The sequence below is a fragment of the bacterium genome, assembly GCA_024228115.1.
Classification (GTDB): domain Bacteria; phylum Myxococcota_A; class UBA9160; order UBA9160; family UBA6930.
In genome coordinates this window covers 35,838-55,037 of sequence record JAAETT010000054.1, presented here as the reverse complement: position 1 = coordinate 55,037, position 19,200 = coordinate 35,838, and the positions used below count along the sequence as shown (strand labels likewise).

Genomic DNA, 19,200 nt, shown 5'->3' with positions numbered 1-19,200 from the left:
CGATGAGTGAAACCGAGACCAAAGAGCTGCTCAGCCGGGAAGAGCTCGCCGCTCTCCTGGATGAGCTGCGCGCGGGCGCGGGAACGGCGAATGCCTTCCCGGAAAGCTCGAGCGGGCGCCTTGTGCCCCTCACCCGCCTTCTCGGTGAATTCGCAGACAGTCAATCCAGGGCACTTTCGACTCTGCACCAGCGCAGCATCGTGCTGGGCATCCTGGACGTAGCGGAAGTGTCGATGCGCGAGTTCGCAGCGACGCTGCTCCCGGTCGATCGTGTCATCCAGCTTCGGCTCGAACCCGGTGGACATTGTATCTACATGCTGATCGGGCGTTCCTTTCTGTTCGCCTGGCTGGCACTCGCCTTCGGTGCGAAGGAGAGCACGCCGGTCATCCCCGTTCCCGACCGTCACTTCACCCGGATCGAAGAACGTTTCATGCGGCGCGCTGCGGTGGAGGTTGTTCGCCACCTCGAGGCCGCGTGGAGTTTTCGCAGCCCGGTCGAGATCAAGATCGTGGATCTCCTGGATCCCGAATTCCTTCCGCAGGGCTCATCGAAGTGGGCGCTTGCCAGCTTCGAGGTCGACGGCCTCGGCGATCTCTGCCGACTGAGGGTGTTGGTCGACCATGCTCTGTATGCGGCGGATGGAGAAGAGGCCGAAGAGCCGGTCGATCAGGTCGAACGTATCGGGATCGCGGAGGGAATGCGAAACGAAGTATTGGAGATGCCCGTCTCCGTTCGTGTCGAAGCCGGCCATGCAGACGTGCCGCTCCAACAGGTAGCCGCGCTGCAGGTAGGAGACGTGATCCCGCTCGAGCGCAGCGATAGCCAAGGCCTCCTCGTAAGAGTGGAAGAAGAGCCGAAATACGTAGCGGTGCGTGGCGCGGTTGGTGCGCAGCTTGCCGTTCAACTGGTCAAGAGCCTCTAGGAGAGGATGGGAATGGAGCAGGAGAAACCGGACGAGGGCATGGTGGAGGCTACGACGGCTGCCACTGCAAGCGGCTCTCTGGATCTCGTGATCGATGTGCCCTTGCGGGTCACCGTCGAGGTGGGTTCTGCATCCATGCTCGTTCGCGAGGTCCTTCAGTTCAGCAAGGGCTCCGTGATCGAGCTCGATCGCGCCGCCGGCGAACCGGCGGATGTCTTGGTGAATGGGCGCTTGTTGGCCCGAGGTGAGGTCACGGTCGAAGACGATCGTCTCGCCGTTCGCATCGTGGAGATGTTGGTCGAGCCGCCCGGCTCTTGAGCCAGGTAGGCCGGCGCGAGGAGGGGAAGCGTTGGTCGAAACAGGATCCGCACTACTGGTGGTGCTGGGATGTCTCGCGCTTCTGCGCGTGGCACTTCAGTGGACAGGATTGGCCGGTGTCGGCGCAAAGCGCGGGAGCTTACGGGTCGTCGAGACATGCGCCCTGGGTTCGCGCAAGCGCTTGCATGTCGTCGAAGTCGAGGGCGAACGCCTGCTCGTCGGCTCGAGCGAAAGCGGGCTGGCGATGCTGCACCACCTTCCGGAGAACCCTGTCGCAGAAACGGAGCCGGTCCAGGAAAAAGAGGCACCTGCCGGCCCCCATACCTTTCGGCGCCTGCTCCAAGGGGTTGGCTCGCTGAGCCTGATCTTCCTGGCGTCGATGCTGGTCGGGGATCCCGCATTCGCAGAGAGCGGTCTCACGATCAAGCTCGACGGGCTCCAGGATCCGGAGCAGCTGAACTCGACGCTCGAGATGGTCGCGTTCTTCACATTGGTGGGCGTCGCTCCTTCCATCCTGCTCATGGCCACCAGCTTCACGAGGATCGTGATCGTGCTGGCTTTCTTGCGCCAGGCCATCGGCGTGCAGCATCTGCCGCCGAACCAGGTGTTGGTGGGCCTTGCGCTCTTCACCACGATGTTCGTGATGGCACCTCTCGGAGATCAGATCCGAGTCGATGCCTACGAGCCCTACGTCGCGCAGGAAATCGAAGCCTCGGAAGCGGCCGAACTGGCGATCGGGCCGATTCGAAAATTCCTCCTCCAATCGACCAAAGAGAAGGATCTCACTCTCTTCCTCGAGATCTCGGGAACCGGCGAAGTCGAGGATCTGGCGGACGTGCCCTTCACCACCCTGCTTCCCTCCTACATGTTGAGCGAGCTGAGGACGGCATTCGAGATCGGATTCATGATCTATCTGCCATTCCTCGTGGTCGATCTCGTGATCGCCTCGATGCTGATCTCGATGGGAATGATCGTCCTCCCGCCAATCGTCATTTCACTTCCATTCAAGTTGATGCTCTTCGTGCTGCTGGATGGCTGGAATCTCGTGCTTGGCTCGCTGATCAGCGGGCTTCGGTGAAGGAGCGGAAATGGACGTCGGACAAGTAAGCGCACTCCTCCAGGAGACCATCCGGATGTCTCTGATGCTCTCGGCGCCGATCCTGGCAACCGCATTGCTCTCGGGGTTGGCCGTATCGATCTTCCAGGCCGCAACCCAGATCAATGAACAAACCCTCTCGTTCGTGCCGAAGATCGTGCTGACACTCAGCGTCTTTGCGTTCACGTTTCCCTGGCTGATGTCGAGCCTGGTCGATTTCGGAACCCGGCTGATGGGCCAGGTGGCGGTCGGTGGCCCGTGACACTCCCGCTGGATGAGGCCTGGACGTTCGGTCTGGTCATGGTGCGCATCCTGGCGCTTACCCTGACGGCACCGTTCTTCAGCCATCAGTCGATTCCCATGCGCGTGCGCGTGGGTCTTGCCCTGGGCATCGCCATGGCCGCGGGCACCCGATTCGGAACCGCGCCGGACCCGATGCTTCTCGGCGCCGCCAGCCTCTGGGGGCTGGTCGCAAGGGAAGTCCTGGTCGGCGCGATGCTGGGTTTCGCTACCGGGCTGGTATTCAGCGGCCTCGCATTGATGGGTGAGTTCGCTTCCATCCAGGGAGGGCTCGGCGCGGCGACCGTGCTGGATCCGACCAGCGGTTCGTCTTCGGTCGTACTCACATCGATGATCCAGCTCTTCGGGGTGTTGATCTTCCTCGCGATCGAAGGGCATCATGAAGTCCTCCGCGGCCTGGCCCTCTCGTTCTCCGTTTTCCCGGTCGGGCAGATGACGTTCCACCTCGAAGCCTTCGAATCCGTCGTCAAGCTCGGCGGTGTGATCTTTCGTGTGGCCGTCCACCTCGCAGCGCCGGTGACGGCAGCCATGATCATCTCCAACGTCGCCGTGGGAATCCTGGGTCGGGCCATCCCGCAGCTGAACCTGATGGCGCTGCAGCTCCCCGCCCACGTCGGCACGACGCTGTTGATTCTGGGCCTCGGTGCGGGGCCCCTATCGGACGTGATGGCACGAACGATCCAGGGTTTTACCGGTGAGGCCATCCAGGCCGTACTGGGAGTACGTTAGGTGGCTGAAGAAGAAGCCGAAAAGACCGAGACGGCGACTCCAAAGCGCCGCGAAGAAGCCCGGCGCAAGGGTGAGGTGGCCCAGAGCCGCGAGATCCAACACGTCGTGATTCTCTCGGCTGCGGTCATGGCCTTCGGCTCGTCATTGGGCATCGGGGTCTTGACCGCGTTGGCCGAGGTGGCGCGTTCCGCCTGGACAGCGATCGCAGCTCCGCCGGAGACCCTCGCGGACTACCGCATGTTGTTGCTGAGCCACGCGAGCCGCCCGGCATTTGCGGTACTGCCGATCATGTTGCTCTTCGCTGCGGTCGGCACAGCCTCACAGGTTTTCCAGACTGGCCCGCTGCTCAGCAGTGAGGCTTTGGCTTTCAAGGCGAACCGGATGAGTCCACTTCAGGGTGCCAAGCGCATGCTCAGCCCTGATCGCTTGTTCGATCTGGTGAAGGCAATCATCAAGGTGAGCATTGTCGGCATCGTTGGCTGGTGGGTGATCGGCGGAGAGATGGACCAGGTGGTCGGCCTCGCGGATACGGGCATCGGCCCCGGGCTCGGCACGATCGGACTTCTCTCCCGGCAGTTGGCGATCGCCGTCCTTGCCGTCTTGGCCTTGATGGCGGCTGGGGACCTCTTCTACCAACGATGGCGCTACGAGAAGCGCCTTCGTATGAGCAAGCGAGAGGTTCGCGAAGAAGTCAAGCAACGCGAGGGGAACCCTCACGTACGCAGCCGCTTCCGCCAGATGCAGCGCGATCTCTCGCGTTCACGAATGATCACCGCGGTGGCAGACGCGGATGTGGTGATCACCAATCCGACGCATTTCGCCGTCGCGCTGCGCTACGAGCGGGAGAAGATGGGAGCACCGGAGGTCGTGGCCAAGGGCCGCGGGCACGTCGCCAAACGTATCCGGGAAGCGGCCAAGGACGCTGACGTTCCGATCGTCGAGAACCCGCCCCTGGCTCGGATGCTCCATCAGACGACAGAAGTCGGGAGCCCCGTGCCGGACAACCTCTTCCAGGCCGTTGCAGAAGTGCTGGCCTACATCTACCGGCTGGATCCTCGTAGGGCGGTGTCGTGGGGCGCGAACTCATGAACGCTCAGCGGAGCGAAATACTCCTGGGGACGACGTTCTTCGGAATCCTGGCGCTGCTGGTCATACCGCTTCCGCCAACGCTTCTTGATTTCTTTTTTGCGCTCTCCATCACCGTTTCGTTGCTGATCCTGCTGGTGGCGCTCTACGTCGAGAAGCCGCTCGATTTTTCAGTCTTCCCATCCTTGCTGCTGATCGTGACGCTCACCCGTCTCGGCCTGAACGTGGCCAGCACCCGCCTGATCCTGATCGGGGGCGCGGATGGCCCCGACGCGGCTGGCCGTGTCATCCAGGCCTTCGGGGATATCGCCGTTGGTGGAAACTACCTGGTCGGGATCATCCTCTTCCTGATCTTCGTGACGATCAACTTCGTGGTCATCTCGAAAGGTTCGGGCCGCATCGCCGAGGTTGCGGCGCGTTTCACCCTCGACGCGATGCCTGGCAAGCAGATGGCGATCGACGCGGACCTCAATCAAGGCATTCTCGACGAGGCCGAGGCGAAGCAGCGCCGCAAGGACATCCAACGCGAAGCCGATTTCTACGGCGCGATGGACGGTGCCAGCAAATTCGTCAAGGGTGATGCCATCGCCGGGCTCGTGATCATGGCCGTCAACATCCTGGGCGGGTTGGCCGTGGGAGTCATCCAGGGTGGGATGGGCGTGACGGACGCGATCGAAACCTACACCCTGCTGACGGTGGGTGACGGATTGGTCGGTCAGGTCCCCGCTCTGGTCGTATCGACCGCTGCCGGCATGGTCGTGACCCGCGCCGCAGCCGGAGACACGCTTTCGGCCGAACTCGGAACCCAGATCATGGCGCAGCCGCGCGCGGTCTACGGGGCGGCCGGGATGCTGGGCGTCATGGCGATGATCCCCGGCTTTCCGTTTCTGCCGTTTGCCGGGCTCGCAGCGGGAGCCGCGTACTTCGCCCGGACGATTACCGAGACACAGAAGAACGCCGAACCCGTTGAGCAGGAATTCAAGACAGTGGAACCTGAAGTTTCCGAGGAGGAAGAGGTGCGGGGAGCCCTTGCGCTCGATGATCTGGAGCTGGAGATCGGCTACGGCCTGATTCCGTTGGTCGACCCGGACCGCGGAGGTGACCTGTTGCCACGGGTGCGGGCGATGCGCAAACAGCTGGCAACGGAGCTCGGCTTCGTCATCCCGCTGATCCACATTCGAGACAACCTCCAGCTCGAACCCGGCGAGTACGCCGTGCTCGTGCGTGGAAACCAGGTGGCGCGTTCGCGCATCCCGCCGGGAAGATTGCTTGCGATCCAGCCCGGAGAAGGAGCGCCGGAGATCCCCGGTATTGCCACCAAGGATCCGGCCTTCGGCTTGCCCGCCGTCTGGATTCAGGATCGGGACAAGGAGCGGGCGACCACCGCTGGCTATGCAGTCGTCGATTCAGCCTCGGCCCTGGCGACGCATCTGGCGGAGACGATCCGTCGGTTCGCTCCGGAGCTACTCACGCGCGCCAATGTGATGGAGCTGCTCGATGCATTCTCGCGTCAATCGCCGAAGGTGGTGGAGGAGATCGTGCCCGCGTTGGTGAGCGTCTCCGTTCTGCATCGCACTTTGCGCCAACTGCTCGAAGAAGGGGTCTCGGTTCGCGACATCGGATCGATCCTGGAGACATTGGCCGAGTACTCGGGAAAGATCGAAGATCCGGACCTGCTGACCGATCTGGTGCGCGAGCGCCTGGGTCGGACGATTACCAGGCCCTTCCTCGATTCGGAGGGGACGCTGAACGTGATTACCCTCGAACCGGGTCTCGAGGAGACGTTGAAGAACGGCGTCCAGCGTTCCCAGGGTGGGTCATATCTGGCCGTCGATCCGAGCACATTGGATCGGTTGGTGCGCGGCGTCGAGGCACAAGTCCACGGGCTTCCCGCTTCCGGCGATACCGGTCCCGTTCTGCTTTCTCCGCAGCAGCTGCGCTCCCCCCTACGGCAGCTTCTGAGCCGGAGTGCACCGCGGGTGGCTGTGGTTTCCCATAACGAGCTTCCTCCGGACGTTCGGATCGTTGCGACTGGGCAGGTGGAGTTGGCCGAGGCCGCGGGTCTGCTCTGAAGAAGGGAGCTCGAATGATGCTGTCTGAGTGCTTCTCGAAGGAGAGGGGGTAAGCGATGCACATCAAGCGCTTCGAAGCGCCGACGATGCCGGAGGCGATCGCACAGATTCGCAAGGAGCTGGGCTCCGAGGCGTTGATCCTTCAAACCCGACAGATTCGTCGCGAGGGTGTGTTCGGCATGCTCGCAAAGCCGGTGGTCGAGGTGACGGCGGCAGTGGACCGCGAGCAGTTCGCAGCTGAGAGTCGTGGCGTGGTACAGGAGGGGGCCAGGCAAGAGCAGGGGTGGCGCGAGATCCAGGTCGCTCGGACTCTGATCGGGCCCATCGAAGCCGAGGTGAAGGCCGTACGCAAGACGGTCGATGCGCTGACGATTGGCGGCGGAGAACCACTGACGATCGCGGCCGAGGTCGCCGAACTCCGCCAGATGGTGGCGGACTTGAAGCGCCCCAATATGGCCGGTGCGCGCCCGTATCTGAACGTGTTCCTGGCGGCCGGGCTCGAGCCGCGTCACGCCTTTGCTCTGGCGGCTGAGGCCCAATGCAAGGAGAACATCCCTGCCCATGAAGCATGTGTGTGGAGTCTGGCGTCCCGCATCGAGGCTCGCCTTCGGCCGGAACGGGACGACGATCCGAGAATCACGATGGTCGTCGGACCGACCGGAGTCGGAAAGACGACGAGTCTGGCCAAAGTGGCAGGATTGCGTTGCGCTTCCAAGCGCGATCTCGCCGTCGTGACGACGGATGCCCATCGCTACGGCGCCGAGCTTCTACTTCGCCGCTTTTCACGCGATCTCGAGGTCCCGTTCGATGTGGCCGTCTCGCCGGAATCGCTCGCTGAGCGCTCCAAGCAGTTCGCGAAGCGCCATGTATTCATCGATACCGCCGGTCGGAGCCCCGGCGATACGAGCTGTATCCCGGAACTTCGAGCTCTTCGAAATGCGTTGCCCGATGAAGCACGGGTCCAGCTCGTGATTTCCGCCACGACGAAGGAAGAGGATTTGCGCGCGCAGGTCGCACGGTATGGCCCCTTGGCCCCTGACGGGTTGATCGTGAGCAAGACAGACGAGAGCTCGGGCCTCGCGAACGTCGTGAATCTCCTTCTCGATGATGAAGCGCCGCCGCTTTCGTGGCTCGGCGTCGGCCAGAAAGTCCCCGGGGATCTTCGCGTTCCAGATCCGTTGGAGCTTGCTGAAGGCCTGCTCGGAGCAGCCGCGTGACGCAGGGAAAATTGATTTCGGTCGTCAGTGGAAAAGGCGGGGTCGGCAAGACCAACCTCGTGGCGAACCTGGCTGTGGCCGCTGCGGGCCTCGGTGCGCGCGTATTGGTTGTTGATGGAGACCTGGGCCTTGCCAACGTAGACGTCCTGCTGGGCCTTACTCCACTTCGGACAGTGGCCGACGTGCTGGAGGGCGGCTGTAGCTTCGAGGAGGCTTTGATCTCGGGGCCTCGCGGAATCAAGCTGATGCCCGCGGCATCCGGCCGGATGGATCTACCGGCCTATCGTCCCGACGCCCTGGCCGGACTTCTGATTCCGCTGTTCGAGGCCACGGAGCAATTCGATCTGGTGTTGGTCGATGGAGGTGCAGGGGTGGGCCCGGCCGTCGTGACCCTCGCTGCCGCCTGCGACCGAGCGCTTCTTCTCGTTACCCGCGATCCGACCAGCCTGGCCGATGCCTACGCCACGCTGAAAGTGCTGGATCGCGAGGCGCCAGCCTTGCCTGTCGAAGTCGTTGTCAATCAAGTTCGCGGTGAACTCGAGGCGCGTGGAATTCACGAACGCCTCGAGCGCGTGTCGACGCGCTTCCTGGGCAAGAGCCCGCACTACCGCGGATACCTGCCGCAGGATCCAAGGCTCGCCGAGGCTGCCGCTCGCCAACAAGCAGTGGTCGAAGTCTTCCCTGGCGCGCCTTCTTCCGAGAAGATCGACCGGCTGGCGCGACACTTGTTGGCCGGCCTCGACCCCGCCAGACGCGGGGAGCGGCCCTTGCTCACAACGAACCCGATTTCCCCCGCATCCTGAGGGACACCATGAACGAGCGACTCAAGCCCTATCTCGCTGTCGTCGGAGATCTTCCCGGAATCCCCGCCGTCGCCAGCAAGGTGATGACGGCAGCCGCCGACCCCAACACGAGCGCGGACGATCTTCGCACGGTGATCGAAACGGATCCCGCTCTTGCTGCGCGCATCTTGAAGGTCGCGAACTCGTCGCTCTACGCATTTTCGCGGGGGATCGAGACCCTGCGGCATGCGATCGCCCTGCTCGGTTTTCGAACCGTGGAGAATCTGGTGATGGCTGCATCGTTGCGCGATGTGTTCCAGAACTTCGGGCTCTCCGAGAAGCTCCTTTGGGAGCACTCGACGCTTGCCGGCTCGGTGGCGGCGCGCCTCTCGAGCTACGGACTCATCGATGTCGAGCGCGAATCGGCCTTCACCGCGGGCTTGCTTCACGATCTCGGGAAGATCGCCCTGGCGAATACGGCCCGCGAGCAATACAGCACGATCATCATGCGCACCTACAACGAGGGCATTGCCTTCCGAGATGCGGAACAGGAAGAATTCGGCTTCGACCACGCGGAACTGGGTGCTCTGGTAGGCGAAAAATGGAAACTGCCGGAGAAGTTGGTTGATGCGATTCGCTTTCATCACCACGATCCCGCGGACTATCCGGACGGGCCCCCGGAGGCCGGTCGATTGATCGCGCTGACCGCCGTCGTGACCCGCTGCTGCAGCCGCCTCGGCTATGGGAGGCGCGGCGCGATCGAAGCGATCGACGTCATGGAACTCCCCGCATGGAGCTATCTGGATCTCGGTGCCGCCGACATGGATCCCATCCTCGAACTCGTCGAGGAGGAGGCGAAGAACGCAGAAGGTCTCTTCGGCTGAATTTCGCCCCATCCCACGGGAGGCTCGTCATGGAGAGCAGTTCGATCACCCCTCGACCGCCTACGGCCGCCGTTTCCCAGGTGCGGAAACCCGGCGAACGACAACCTGGCCGTCGTCGATTCGACGAAGAACGGCGCAAGGCCTTCCGTCGTAGTCACGTCGATGAGGAGGGTGAAAACCCCGACGCGGAGCTCCGCCTTTCGCAGGATGCTCGTAAGGCCAAAGCAGGGCTCGAAGACGAGCCGTCTCGCGAAGTCGATGCCGAGGATTCGGTTCATGATGTCCGCGGCCGACGCCTCGACATCCGGATTTGATTTCTGCGGTTCAAGCTGAAACGCTCGTGAAACGATCGAGGGGCATACTTGCCGCCTGGTCCTCCCCGTCCGTGCTCCGGAGCCGTCTAACGATTCGAAACAGGGTTAGACGGGCCTCACCTGGCAACTTCTTCCCACTAACAAGTGGCATGAGTCTTGCTCTTTCGGTCCTCGACGTTTCCCTTCCAGGAGGCCCGAGTTGGGTACCGAGCTCTACGTTTCGACATCCGGAGCCATCGCTCGTCTCCAGCAGCTCGAGTTCACGGCCAACAATCTGGCAAATGTGGACACTCTCGGTTACAAGGCCGATCGGCCCCAATTCCAGGCTGCTCTCGAGTCGCAGATCTTGAATGGCGCTGGGGAGGCAGCTTCGGGGGAGCCGGCCCGTTCTTTCGTGGCACTGGCTGGAGTGACGAGCGATCACAAGGCGGGCAGCATCGCGGGCACGGGCCGAGCGCTCGATGCGGCCATCGAAGGCCCCGGCTTCTTCGCCGTCGAGACCCCTGGCGGCATCCGCTACACGCGCGCGGGTTCCTTCATCGTGGATCCAAACGGCACACTCTCGACGCTCGATGGCCGGCCTGTGCTCGGAGACGGCGGGCCGATTCAGGTGGGAACCACCCAGGCCGAAATCCGTCCCAGCGGAGAGGTCGTGGACAGCCAGGGAGATGTGTTGGGTCAGCTGCGGGTCGAAGTATTCGACGATCCGCGCATGCTCCAGAAGGAGGGCGCCAACCTCTTCCGCGCGCCCCCGAACGCAGTCGGTATTCCAGCAGAAACGGTCCACGTGCTGCCCCGCTCGGTGGAGCGGTCGAACGTCAAGGCCGTTGAGGAGTTGGCAACGATGATGATCCTGCAACGCCAGTTCGACGCCAGCATGCAAGTCATGAGGGCGGATGACAATTCAACAGATCAGCTGATCCGGGAGTTCGGACAATGAGGGCAATGTTTACAGCGGCGACCGGCATGGACGCCCAGCAGCTGCGCATCGATACGATCGCGAATAACCTTGCGAATGTTTCGACGACAGGCTTCAAGAAAAATCGCGCCGAGTTCCAGGATCTCTACTACGAGACCCTTCAAGCTCCGGGCGCTCAATCGGCAGACGGCGCAACCCTGCCTACCGGTGCCCAGGTGGGCCACGGCGTGAAGCTCGGCGGCATGAACCGCGTCTTCAGCCAAGGCCAGGGAACCAACACGGGCCGGGATTTCGATCTCTCGATCGACGGTGACGGTTTCTTCCAGATCACGGATACCGGCGGCGAAGTTCTCTACACCCGAGATGGCTCCTTTCATCTGGATTCCGACGGAAACCTGGTGAATGACCAGGGGAATCTGCTGGATCCCAACATCCAGATCCCGATCGACGCCCTGCAGGTGACCGTGCTCCAGGATGGGAGCGTTTCGGCACTGATTGCAGGTCAGACAGCTCCCCAGGAACTCGGCCAGATTGAAATCGCCCGCTTCGCCAATCCTTCCGGACTGCGCGCAGTCGGTGGAAACCTGTTCGTGCCGAGCGAGTCGTCGGGAGATGCAGAGACCGGGGCGCCTGCCAGCACGGGTTTCGGCACGATAAGCCAGGGCTTCCTGGAATCCTCCAACGTCAACATGGCAGAGGAGCTGGTGAAGATGATCCTCGCCCAGCGAGCCTTCGAGGTGAACAGCCGAGTGATCCAGGCCGGTGACGAGATGCTCCAGACCGCAGCGAATATCTGATGCGTTGGTTCCTGTCGTTGGCTTTCGCTCTGGTCCTCGTCAGTGCGCCTGATCGGGTGGCCCTGGCGACGCCTTCGAGCTCTCCGTTCGGTGTTCGCGAGGCGATCATCACGTATCTGGAGGAGCGAGCGCCCATGCCGCCCCGAAGCATCGAAGTGCCGCCGTTGGCGAGCTTCTTCGTGCCGGGGCTCTCCGATGCGGATGTCGACATCGAGTTGAGCTCCCATCCCAAGGCACCGCGGCTTGGGCGAGTGCCGGTGACCGTGACGCTGGTCTCCAGTGGCCGCATTCTGCGTAGGGGCGTGGTCAATGCCCAGGTACACGCAGACGTTGCGGTCGTCGTTGCTGCAGCGCCAGTCCAGCGCGGACAGAGGATTCGCGCCGAGGATTTGAAAATGGAGAGCCGGGACGTTTCTGACCTCGGCAGTGACTGGCTCGCTGATCCCACCGAGTTGATCGGCCAGCGAGCCCGGCGTCGGGTCGCACCGGGCGTGATGTGGCAGAGATCCTGGGCAGAGACACCCCCGGTCGTGAAGCGCGGAGAGTTGGTGCGCCTGCTGCTGGTGCACGGTCGCCTGCGTATCGAGGGAAAAGGCGTGGTTCGCAAGGACGCCCGGGCGGGTGAGTGGATTCGGGTGGTGAACGCCGATTCCAAACGCGAGCTACTCGGTCGGGTCGAACCGGATGGAGCCGTTCATGTGGAATTCTAGAGGTTGTTGGCTTGCTGTCCTCGTCGTCCTGTTGTCGATGGCTCAGCTGGGCTGCGTCGAATCGTCGCTACGCGACATGTCCATGCCGCGACGCTACCCGGTGCCGCCCCAGGGGCCGAAGACGCCTCCGACCGAAGGCGCCATCTGGAGCGGCGGTACAGCGGGCGGATCGTTCCTCTATTTCGACCGCAAGGCACGCGGTGTGGGAGATCTCGTCACCGTCCTGGTTGCCGAGAATCCCTCTGCGACCGGCACAGCCAGTACCGAACTCGATCACACGACGACGTATAACGCCAATTTGACTTCCGATGTGGGCTTTACCCAGTTGCTTCAACTCGGGGCAGCCGAACTCTTCAAGGTGCTCGGTGTCGACGGAGCCGGAGGCACCGCCGCACCGGGCGAGACCGTGAATGTCATCAGCGGGAGCGGCGGTAGCCAGTTCGACGGCGACGGAAAGACCGTCCGAAGCGGTCAGTTCACCGCCATCGTGACCTGTCGTGTCGTGGATGTGTTGCCCGGCGGCGTCTTTCATGTCTTCGGTCAACGCCAGATCGCGGTCAACCACGATCTGCAATGGATCACCGTCGAGGGCCTCTTGCGTCGCGAAGACATCAGCATCGACAACACGGCGCCATCCTCGGTGCTCGCGGACGCCAAGCTCACCTATGACGGGATTGGCGTGATCGACGACAAACAGAGGCCGCCGTTGATTTCGAGGGTACTCAATTGGGTCTATCCGTTCTGATGTTCCGATTCTTCGCAGCATCGATCCTGATCACTCTCCTTGCCGCGCCTGCGGCGAGCGTTCGCCTGAAGGACATCGCTTCGTTTCGGGGCGTGCGTGCGAATCAGTTGACCGGCTACGGGTTGGTCGTTGGGCTGAAAGGGACCGGTGACAAGAACGGAACCGAGTTCACGGTGCGCTCGCTCGCGAGTGTCCTGGCCCGCATGGGCATCGGTGTCGATGCTGACCAGATCCAGGTGAAGAACGTCGCCGCGGTCGTGGTTACGGCATCGCTTCCTGCGTTCTCCAGGACCGGCTCACGGATCGACTCGACGGTCTCCTCGCTCGGCGATGCCACCAGCCTGGAAGGCGGCACCCTCATCATGACACCGCTCTTCGGTGCGGATGGAGAGGTCTATGCAATCGCCCAGGGATCCATTTCCGTGGGCGGGTTTTCAGCAGGCGGCGGAGGGGGTTCGTCTGTCTCGAAGAATCACACGACCGTGGGTCGCTTGGCTGGAGGCGCGACGGTCGAGCGCGAACTGGCCTACGAGATCGATCGCAAGGATGCCTTCGATGTGGCACTGGCAGAGGCCGACTTTACGACGGCGCGGCGAATCGCACGATCCATCAACCGAGAGCTCGGTGAAGACGTTGCTGTCGCGCCAGATCCGGGGACCGTCCGCGTCAGGGTTCCGGCCCACTATCGTACGGATGTCGTGGGCTTCCTGGCGGCGGTTGAAGCCGTCGACATCGATCCTGACCACGCCGCCCGTGTCGTCCTGAACGAACGCACGGGAACGGTCGTGATGGGCCAGAACGTCTCGATCTCCAAGGTCGCAATCTCCCACGGCTCGCTCTCGGTGACGATTCGCATCCAGAACGATGTCTCCCAACCTCTGCCCTTCTCCGACGGTGAGACGACCGAGATCGTGAACGACGAGATCACGGCTGTCGAGGAGGATGCTCGGCTGACGGTGATCGACGGGCCGGTGACGATCGACGAGCTGGTGCGGGGGTTGAACGCGATGGGTGTCACGCCGCGTGATCTGATTTCGATCCTCCAGGCGATCAAGGCCGCCGGTGCTCTCTCGGCCGAAATCCAGGTGATGTAGTGGAGCCCGCCAGTCTCGAAGGCTTGCGAAGCCTCGGAGCAGAAGCCGAACGAAAGGATCCCGCCGCCCTTCAGAAGGTGGCACGGGAATTCGAAGCCCTGCTGGTAGGCGAGATGATGAAGCAGGCCGGAAAACCCATGCTAGGTGAAAGCATGCTCTCGGGCGGCTCGGCTGGACGCATGTGGCAGGAGATGTTCCTGGACCAGATCGTCCGCGAAGGCGGAGGAAGCTTTGGCATCGCCGAGGCAGTGGAGCGGGAGCTTGGCGCGACGCGTACCGATGCGGAGGAAGAAGAGTGACCCTGAACATGGCGGCCGGGATCGAAGGCCTGACGGCCGTTCTCGATGCCGAGGAAAAGCTCTACGTCGAACTACGGGATTTGCTCCAAGAGGAGCATGGCTTGATGGTGACCCTCGACGCCGAAGGCCTCGAATCCGTTGCCAGGCGGAAAGAAGAGCTGGCCGATGAAGGCCGTCTGGTCGAAGAGACGAGAATGTCGCTATGTGAGGCGATGACCCGAGAGCTCGGGTTCGAAGAAGTTCGGCCGCGCCTATCCGCGATCTGCGAGCGGATTGGCCCGGAAGGCCGTGATCTACGAGAGGCACATACACGCCTCGTCGTATTGGTCAGCGTGGTGCGCGAGCTGATGGACGCCAACAATATTCTCGCTGGAGACGCGCTCTCCCAGGTTCGCGGAACATTGCGTCTGCTCGGAGGTCTCGTGCCCTTCGAAGTCACCTACGCACCGGATTCGATTGCAGATGGCAGCCAAGCGGGGCGAGGTGGCGTGGGTCAGCTCGTTCGGCGGATGGCCTAGAAGGTCGTCATGACCGGTATCTTCGGTGCACTGGATGTCGCTCGAAAGGGGTTGATCGTCACCCAGGCGGGCGTACGCGTGGCCGGCCACAACATCGCCAACGCCAATACACCGGGGTACACCCAGCAAAGGCTGTTGCAAGCGGCAGATTTCCCCATCCGTACCGGCGTAGGCCTGCTGGGGACCGGCGTGATTTCCTCGGGTGTGCAGCGGATCACGGATCCGTTCGTGCAGGCACAGCTCGTTCGCCAACGTGGCGCGGCGGCATCTGCCGATGCTCAGGCCGGGGTGCTTTCTCTCGTCGAGGAGATCCTGAACGAGCAGGATTCGGGCGGTATCACCGCAGCTCTCGGACAGTTCTACGATGCCATCGACGATCTCGCGACGTCTTCCGCTCCTGGCGCACCCGCCGAGCGAGCGGCGCTCGTCGCGTCGACCCAGGCAGTGGTCGATACCATCAACGGAACCGACAATCGGCTGCGCGATCTGATGACCTCCACCAACAATGGAATCGAGGCCATCATCCCTCGGGTCAACGACATCCTGGCCACGATCAACACCTTGAACGGCGAGATCACACGCACGGAGATCAATGTCGCCACCCCGGCGAATGACCTGCGCGACCAACGCGACGGGTTGCTTCGGGAGCTTTCTGGCATTCTCGATATCACGTATCTCGAGAGTCCGAACGGCAGTATTTCCGTCACCATGATGAGCGGCGCGGCACTGGTCGAGGGTGGACGAGCAAGAACGTTGGGTACGGTTCCAGACCCGGCGAATCCCTTCAGCGCCGGGTTCGTCCGGATCGAGCTACAGGACCAGTCGAGCACTCGCAACATTACGGCCGAGGTCGGCGCTGGAGAGCTCGGCGGCCTGTTGCGAGCGCGCGATACGATCCTGCCTGGAGCGATCCGATCCCTCGATACAGTGGCGTACAACCTGACGACCAGCGTGAATGCTGTGCATAACGCCGGGCAGGGGCTCACTGGCGTAACGGGAGATTTCTTCACGTCGCTTCCGGTGGTTGAAGATGCGGCCCGCGATCTGACGATCGCCGCCAATATACTCGCGAACCCCGACGACATCGCGGCCGGCATCACCTCCGCCGCAGGAGACAACCAGAACGCCCTTGCTCTGGCTGCGCTACGAGATCAGAAATCACCTCTCTTCCTGCCAGGAGATCCGCCCGGACCGGCGAGCGGGCCGAGTCGGAGCATGATCGAACATGCGGTCGCAGTCGCGGTCGATGTCGGCCAACAAGCCCAGAGCATGACCTCCTCCCTGATGCAACAGGAGAAGATCGTCGAGAGCCTCGAGGATCGACGCGAGGAAGTTTCCGGGGTTTCGATCGACGAGCAGGTGACGGATCTGATCAAGCTTCAAGCCGCATTCCAGGCAAATTCAAGGGTGATCAGTGTCGTGCAGCGGCTGCTCGATGACCTGGTCAACATCCTCTAGGCGGGGGCGGCGATGCGTGTCACCCAATCGATGATCATCCGCTCTGCACTCGCAGATCTGAATCGCGCGCGCGTCCGGCTGGCGCGCACCCAGGAGCAGGCGGCAAGCGGCTTGCGCATCAATCGCCCTTCCGACGATCCGGTCGGGACGTCTGCCGCGATGCTCTTGAAATCAGGTCTCGAAGCGACCTCCCAATATCAACGCAACATCAGCCAGACCCGTACGCGTCTGGCGGCGGGCGAGAATTCGCTGGCGAATGCGACCGACCTGCTGGTCCGTGCGAAAGAGCTCGCAATCCAGGGCGCGAACGGTACCCAGAATGCAGCATCGCGCGCACAGATCGCCCAGGAGATCGAGGGCCTTCACGCGAGCATGCTTGCCGAGGGGAATAGCCGGATCGCTGGTGGCGCGCTGTTCGGCGGTTACACCACCGATACCGCACCCTTCGTCTCTTCCGGTCCCTTCGTGGACGTGCCGCCCTCATCGCCAACTGTGTCCTTCGCGGGGGACACGAACGAGATCGAGATCCAGATCGACGAAGCCGTTCGCACGCGTGCTACCTCCAATGGCCAACGCGTATTCATGGGCGACGGAGACGGCAACGGCGTGGTGGATGCCGGACGCGAGGACATCTTCCAGATGCTTGCGGATCTTCGCGACGGTCTGGCGACAGACAACGTTGCCCAGATCAATGCCGCGATCCCGAGGATCGATACCGCGATCAGTCAGATCTCTGTCGAGCGCACCCGCTTCGGCGCATCGCTCACCCAACTCGACACGTTCGAGAGGCGCCTCGACGATCGTTTCGTCGATCTCACCACACGCCTTTCGGATACCCAGGACGCAGACTCCCTGAAGGTCTTCTCGGACCTCGCCAGCCAGGAGGTTGCCTTGCAGGCGTCTCTCCAGGCCAACGGCCGCTTGATCCAGGGCACCCTGCTGGATTTCATCGGTTAGCCATGCTGGTCTTGACCCGCCGAGCCGGAGAGAGTGTTCGGATCGGTTCCGAGATCCGGATCACCGTGATCAGTTCAGCGGGAGGACAGGTGCGCATCGGGATCGAGGCGCCTGGGCGAGTTGCCGTCCACCGCGAAGAAGTCTTCGACCGGATCGTCGCGGCCAACGTCGAGGCGGCATCTGTCGAGACGGAAGATCTGGAGCGCTGGCTGCCCGCTACGGCAGCCCATGGAAATGCCAAGGGAGCCGGCAAGTGAGCGGAGCAGACGACGTAACCATGGATCACCAACGCTTCGGGCGACTCGAGATCCCGGCCGACCAGGTGCTGGCGTTCGACGGATTGCCCGGCTTCGCGGACGTGCGCCGTTTCGCCCTGCTGCGTCACGATCGTGACTCGGCCTTCCTATGGCTCGTGAGCCTGGACCGGGCGGACCTGGCATTCGTCGTAACCGACCCGCGCCAGTTCTTTCCGGAGTACGCACCGGACCTGAGCCGATCCCAACTCGAATCGATCGATGCAAAGACAACCGAAGGCATCGAGCTCTACGCGATTGCCACCGTTCGGGAGGCAGCGACGACCTTGAATCTTGCAGCGCCACTCCTGGTCAATTCACAGGCTCGTCGAGGCGCACAGGTGATCCTCGAGCGGAGCCATCACGCCACACGCGAGCCCTTGCCCATTCCGTCCGTTCCTGGCGATTCGGCAGCTCCAGAGGCGACTCAGATCGAATCGAATCCCCAGAGATAGAGGGGAAGGGGCTGGCGCTTCTCCAGCCCGTGCCATTCCCGATCGGAAAGGGCGGGTCTGAGAGCGCTCAGGTCGGCTTGCGAATCCCCTTCGAGCAGCAGGGCGAGTGCCTGCGGGTCGGAAATCTCCACGGAGCCAGTACTGCCCGTGACGCGAACTCCGCCATGAGTTCTTGCCAACGCGATCCCCTCGAGCTCGGGGACATGGGTCCGCACTTCCTTCCAAAGCCCGCGTGGATCCAACAGGCGTACCAGGCCAAAAACGCCATCGTGTTGCGCAGCCCCGGCTGTGCGCAGGCGGGCGACGAGGTCGCCATCCTCGGGTCCCGTCATCAAGCCTACGGCTCGGCGTCCAACAAGGAGGGCTTTCAGGCAGGCGATGACCCCTGCTTCCTCACCGGCCCACTCGTGGACGACCTCGGCAAAGTCGTTCCCGCGTCCGAGGGCCGCGTACGCAACCGGTTGGCCATCACGGCAGGCGACCCGAAGCTCGGATTCCGGCGCCGCCGCCAGCAGAGCGAGATCGCCGGGCCTTCGATCGGCCCGAAAACGTCTCGCCTCGTACAATGCTTCGATCGCCGGCCAGTGCGCGGCCAAGGGTTCGCTGACGGGAGGCAGCGGGTCGTTTTCGTCACAGGCGGCCAAGCGCCCCAGCACTCTCTGGTCGAGCACCAGGAATCGTTCACGGCCTGCAGGATGGAACCCCAGGCGTGCGTAGAAGGCGTGGCGATCACTCCACAGAACCGCCAGCGCGACGCCGTCGCGGAGAAGGTCCTCGACGCAGGCTTCGACACAACGTCCCGCCAGGCCCCGGCCTCTGGCTTCCTCCTCTGTATAGACCAGGCCAATCAATCCCAGCGGCAATCTCGCGTCGCCGATTCGCCCTGTCACACGGTGAACCATGGCATGGGACAAGGAATGGCCGCCGCTTCGAACGAGCCTCTGGGAGCCAGCATTCTCGGGCGTCAAGGAAATCGGGTACTCCGCCTGGAGTCTTCCCCGGATGCCGTCGCGGAGGCCGCGCTCGAGCCACGCCGTCACGCCAGGCCACTGCTCGGAGGTCACGCGACCGACCGCATCGCTTTCCCCAACCATGAATGCACTCCCGGAAGAATCGAAACCTTCTCCCGCAAGAACGGTGCCGTGCTCGCGCGCATTCTCGTCACCAGGGAACGACGAATTGTGTTCAAGGCTTTCGAGTTGAAACGTCGCTGCTTCGAAAGAATGGAGTGCCG

At 62.8% G+C, this 19,200-nt stretch carries 23 protein-coding genes; 22 read left to right on the top strand and 1 reads right to left on the bottom strand.

All coding sequences use genetic code 11. The features are described from left to right. The first annotated feature begins 2 nt into the window (after positions 1-2). The 22 genes from GY937_02690 (at position 3) to GY937_02585 (ending at position 17,966) form a co-directional block, all read left to right on the top strand. A complete protein-coding gene (locus GY937_02690) occupies positions 3-923 on the top strand; it encodes a hypothetical protein (protein MCP5055613.1) in 921 nt (306 codons plus the stop codon). 12 nt (positions 924-935) lie between these two features. Further along, positions 936-1,241 (top strand): flagellar motor switch protein FliN, encoded by a 306-nt coding sequence (gene fliN / locus GY937_02685; GenBank protein ID MCP5055612.1) that lies wholly within the window; start codon positions 936-938, stop codon positions 1,239-1,241. Positions 1,242-1,272: 31 nt separating this feature from the next. Further along, positions 1,273-2,319, top strand: coding sequence for a flagellar type III secretion system pore protein FliP (gene fliP / locus GY937_02680; GenBank protein ID MCP5055611.1), 1,047 nt, complete (start codon positions 1,273-1,275; stop codon positions 2,317-2,319). A 10-nt stretch (positions 2,320-2,329) separates the two neighbouring features. Then, entirely contained in the window at positions 2,330-2,599 is a 270-nt protein-coding gene (gene fliQ / locus GY937_02675; protein ID MCP5055610.1) for a flagellar biosynthesis protein FliQ, read from the top strand. Then, entirely contained in the window at positions 2,596-3,366 is a 771-nt protein-coding gene (gene fliR, locus GY937_02670) for a flagellar biosynthetic protein FliR (GenBank protein MCP5055609.1), read from the top strand. Before fliQ ends, fliR begins: the two co-directional genes overlap by 4 nt. Next, positions 3,367-4,455, top strand: a complete 1,089-nt coding sequence (flhB, locus tag GY937_02665) for a flagellar biosynthesis protein FlhB (GenBank protein MCP5055608.1) — start codon at positions 3,367-3,369, stop codon at positions 4,453-4,455. Further along, complete coding sequence (flhA, locus tag GY937_02660) at positions 4,452-6,524, top strand: flagellar biosynthesis protein FlhA (protein ID MCP5055607.1); 2,073 nt, start codon at positions 4,452-4,454, stop codon at positions 6,522-6,524. The genes flhB and flhA overlap by 4 nt, the downstream gene beginning before the upstream one ends. A gap of 56 nt (positions 6,525-6,580) precedes the next feature. Next, the gene (locus GY937_02655) at positions 6,581-7,741 is read left to right on the top strand and encodes a hypothetical protein (GenBank protein ID MCP5055606.1); all 1,161 of its coding nucleotides are present in this window, start codon (positions 6,581-6,583) and stop codon (positions 7,739-7,741) included. Continuing rightward, entirely contained in the window at positions 7,738-8,544 is an 807-nt protein-coding gene (locus tag GY937_02650) for a MinD/ParA family protein (protein MCP5055605.1), read from the top strand. The genes GY937_02655 and GY937_02650 overlap by 4 nt, the downstream gene beginning before the upstream one ends. Before the next feature lie 8 nt (positions 8,545-8,552). Then, a complete protein-coding gene (locus GY937_02645; protein ID MCP5055604.1) occupies positions 8,553-9,407 on the top strand; it encodes an HDOD domain-containing protein in 855 nt (284 codons plus the stop codon). Positions 9,408-9,436: 29 nt separating this feature from the next. Next, positions 9,437-9,721 carry a hypothetical protein gene (locus GY937_02640; protein MCP5055603.1) on the top strand — a complete coding sequence of 95 codons (285 nt, stop codon included), beginning with the start codon at positions 9,437-9,439 and terminating at the stop codon, positions 9,719-9,721. 199 nt (positions 9,722-9,920) lie between these two features. Next, complete coding sequence (gene flgF, locus GY937_02635; protein ID MCP5055602.1) at positions 9,921-10,661, top strand: flagellar basal-body rod protein FlgF; 741 nt, start codon at positions 9,921-9,923, stop codon at positions 10,659-10,661. Then, positions 10,658-11,437 carry a flagellar basal-body rod protein FlgG gene (flgG, locus tag GY937_02630; protein MCP5055601.1) on the top strand — a complete coding sequence of 260 codons (780 nt, stop codon included), beginning with the start codon at positions 10,658-10,660 and terminating at the stop codon, positions 11,435-11,437. Before flgF ends, flgG begins: the two co-directional genes overlap by 4 nt. Next, entirely contained in the window at positions 11,437-12,147 is a 711-nt protein-coding gene (flgA, locus tag GY937_02625; protein MCP5055600.1) for a flagellar basal body P-ring formation protein FlgA, read from the top strand. Before flgG ends, flgA begins: the two co-directional genes overlap by 1 nt. Further along, positions 12,134-12,892 (top strand): flagellar basal body L-ring protein FlgH, encoded by a 759-nt coding sequence (locus GY937_02620; protein ID MCP5055599.1) that lies wholly within the window; start codon positions 12,134-12,136, stop codon positions 12,890-12,892. The genes flgA and GY937_02620 overlap by 14 nt, the downstream gene beginning before the upstream one ends. Further along, positions 12,892-13,986, top strand: coding sequence for a flagellar basal body P-ring protein FlgI (locus GY937_02615; GenBank protein ID MCP5055598.1), 1,095 nt, complete (start codon positions 12,892-12,894; stop codon positions 13,984-13,986). Before GY937_02620 ends, GY937_02615 begins: the two co-directional genes overlap by 1 nt. After that, entirely contained in the window at positions 13,986-14,285 is a 300-nt protein-coding gene (locus GY937_02610; protein MCP5055597.1) for a hypothetical protein, read from the top strand. The genes GY937_02615 and GY937_02610 overlap by 1 nt, the downstream gene beginning before the upstream one ends. Further along, positions 14,282-14,803: a flagellar protein FlgN gene (locus GY937_02605; protein ID MCP5055596.1), complete on the top strand. Its 522-nt coding sequence runs from the start codon at positions 14,282-14,284 to the stop codon at positions 14,801-14,803. Before GY937_02610 ends, GY937_02605 begins: the two co-directional genes overlap by 4 nt. Positions 14,804-14,812: 9 nt before the next feature. After that, positions 14,813-16,261, top strand: coding sequence for a flagellar hook-associated protein FlgK (gene flgK / locus GY937_02600; GenBank protein MCP5055595.1), 1,449 nt, complete (start codon positions 14,813-14,815; stop codon positions 16,259-16,261). A gap of 12 nt (positions 16,262-16,273) precedes the next feature. Beyond that, the gene (gene flgL, locus GY937_02595; GenBank protein ID MCP5055594.1) at positions 16,274-17,218 is read left to right on the top strand and encodes a flagellar hook-associated protein 3; all 945 of its coding nucleotides are present in this window, start codon (positions 16,274-16,276) and stop codon (positions 17,216-17,218) included. A 2-nt stretch (positions 17,219-17,220) separates the two neighbouring features. After that, positions 17,221-17,475 carry a carbon storage regulator CsrA gene (gene csrA, locus GY937_02590; GenBank protein ID MCP5055593.1) on the top strand — a complete coding sequence of 85 codons (255 nt, stop codon included), beginning with the start codon at positions 17,221-17,223 and terminating at the stop codon, positions 17,473-17,475. After that, entirely contained in the window at positions 17,472-17,966 is a 495-nt protein-coding gene (locus GY937_02585) for a flagellar assembly protein FliW (protein ID MCP5055592.1), read from the top strand. The genes csrA and GY937_02585 overlap by 4 nt, the downstream gene beginning before the upstream one ends. Here the strand turns inward: GY937_02585 and GY937_02580 are convergent. Beyond that, positions 17,939-19,060, bottom strand: coding sequence for a GNAT family N-acetyltransferase (locus tag GY937_02580; GenBank protein ID MCP5055591.1), 1,122 nt, complete (start codon positions 19,058-19,060; stop codon positions 17,939-17,941). The two genes, GY937_02585 and GY937_02580, sit on opposite strands and share 28 nt — an antisense overlap. Positions 19,061-19,200: the final 140 nt, after the last annotated feature.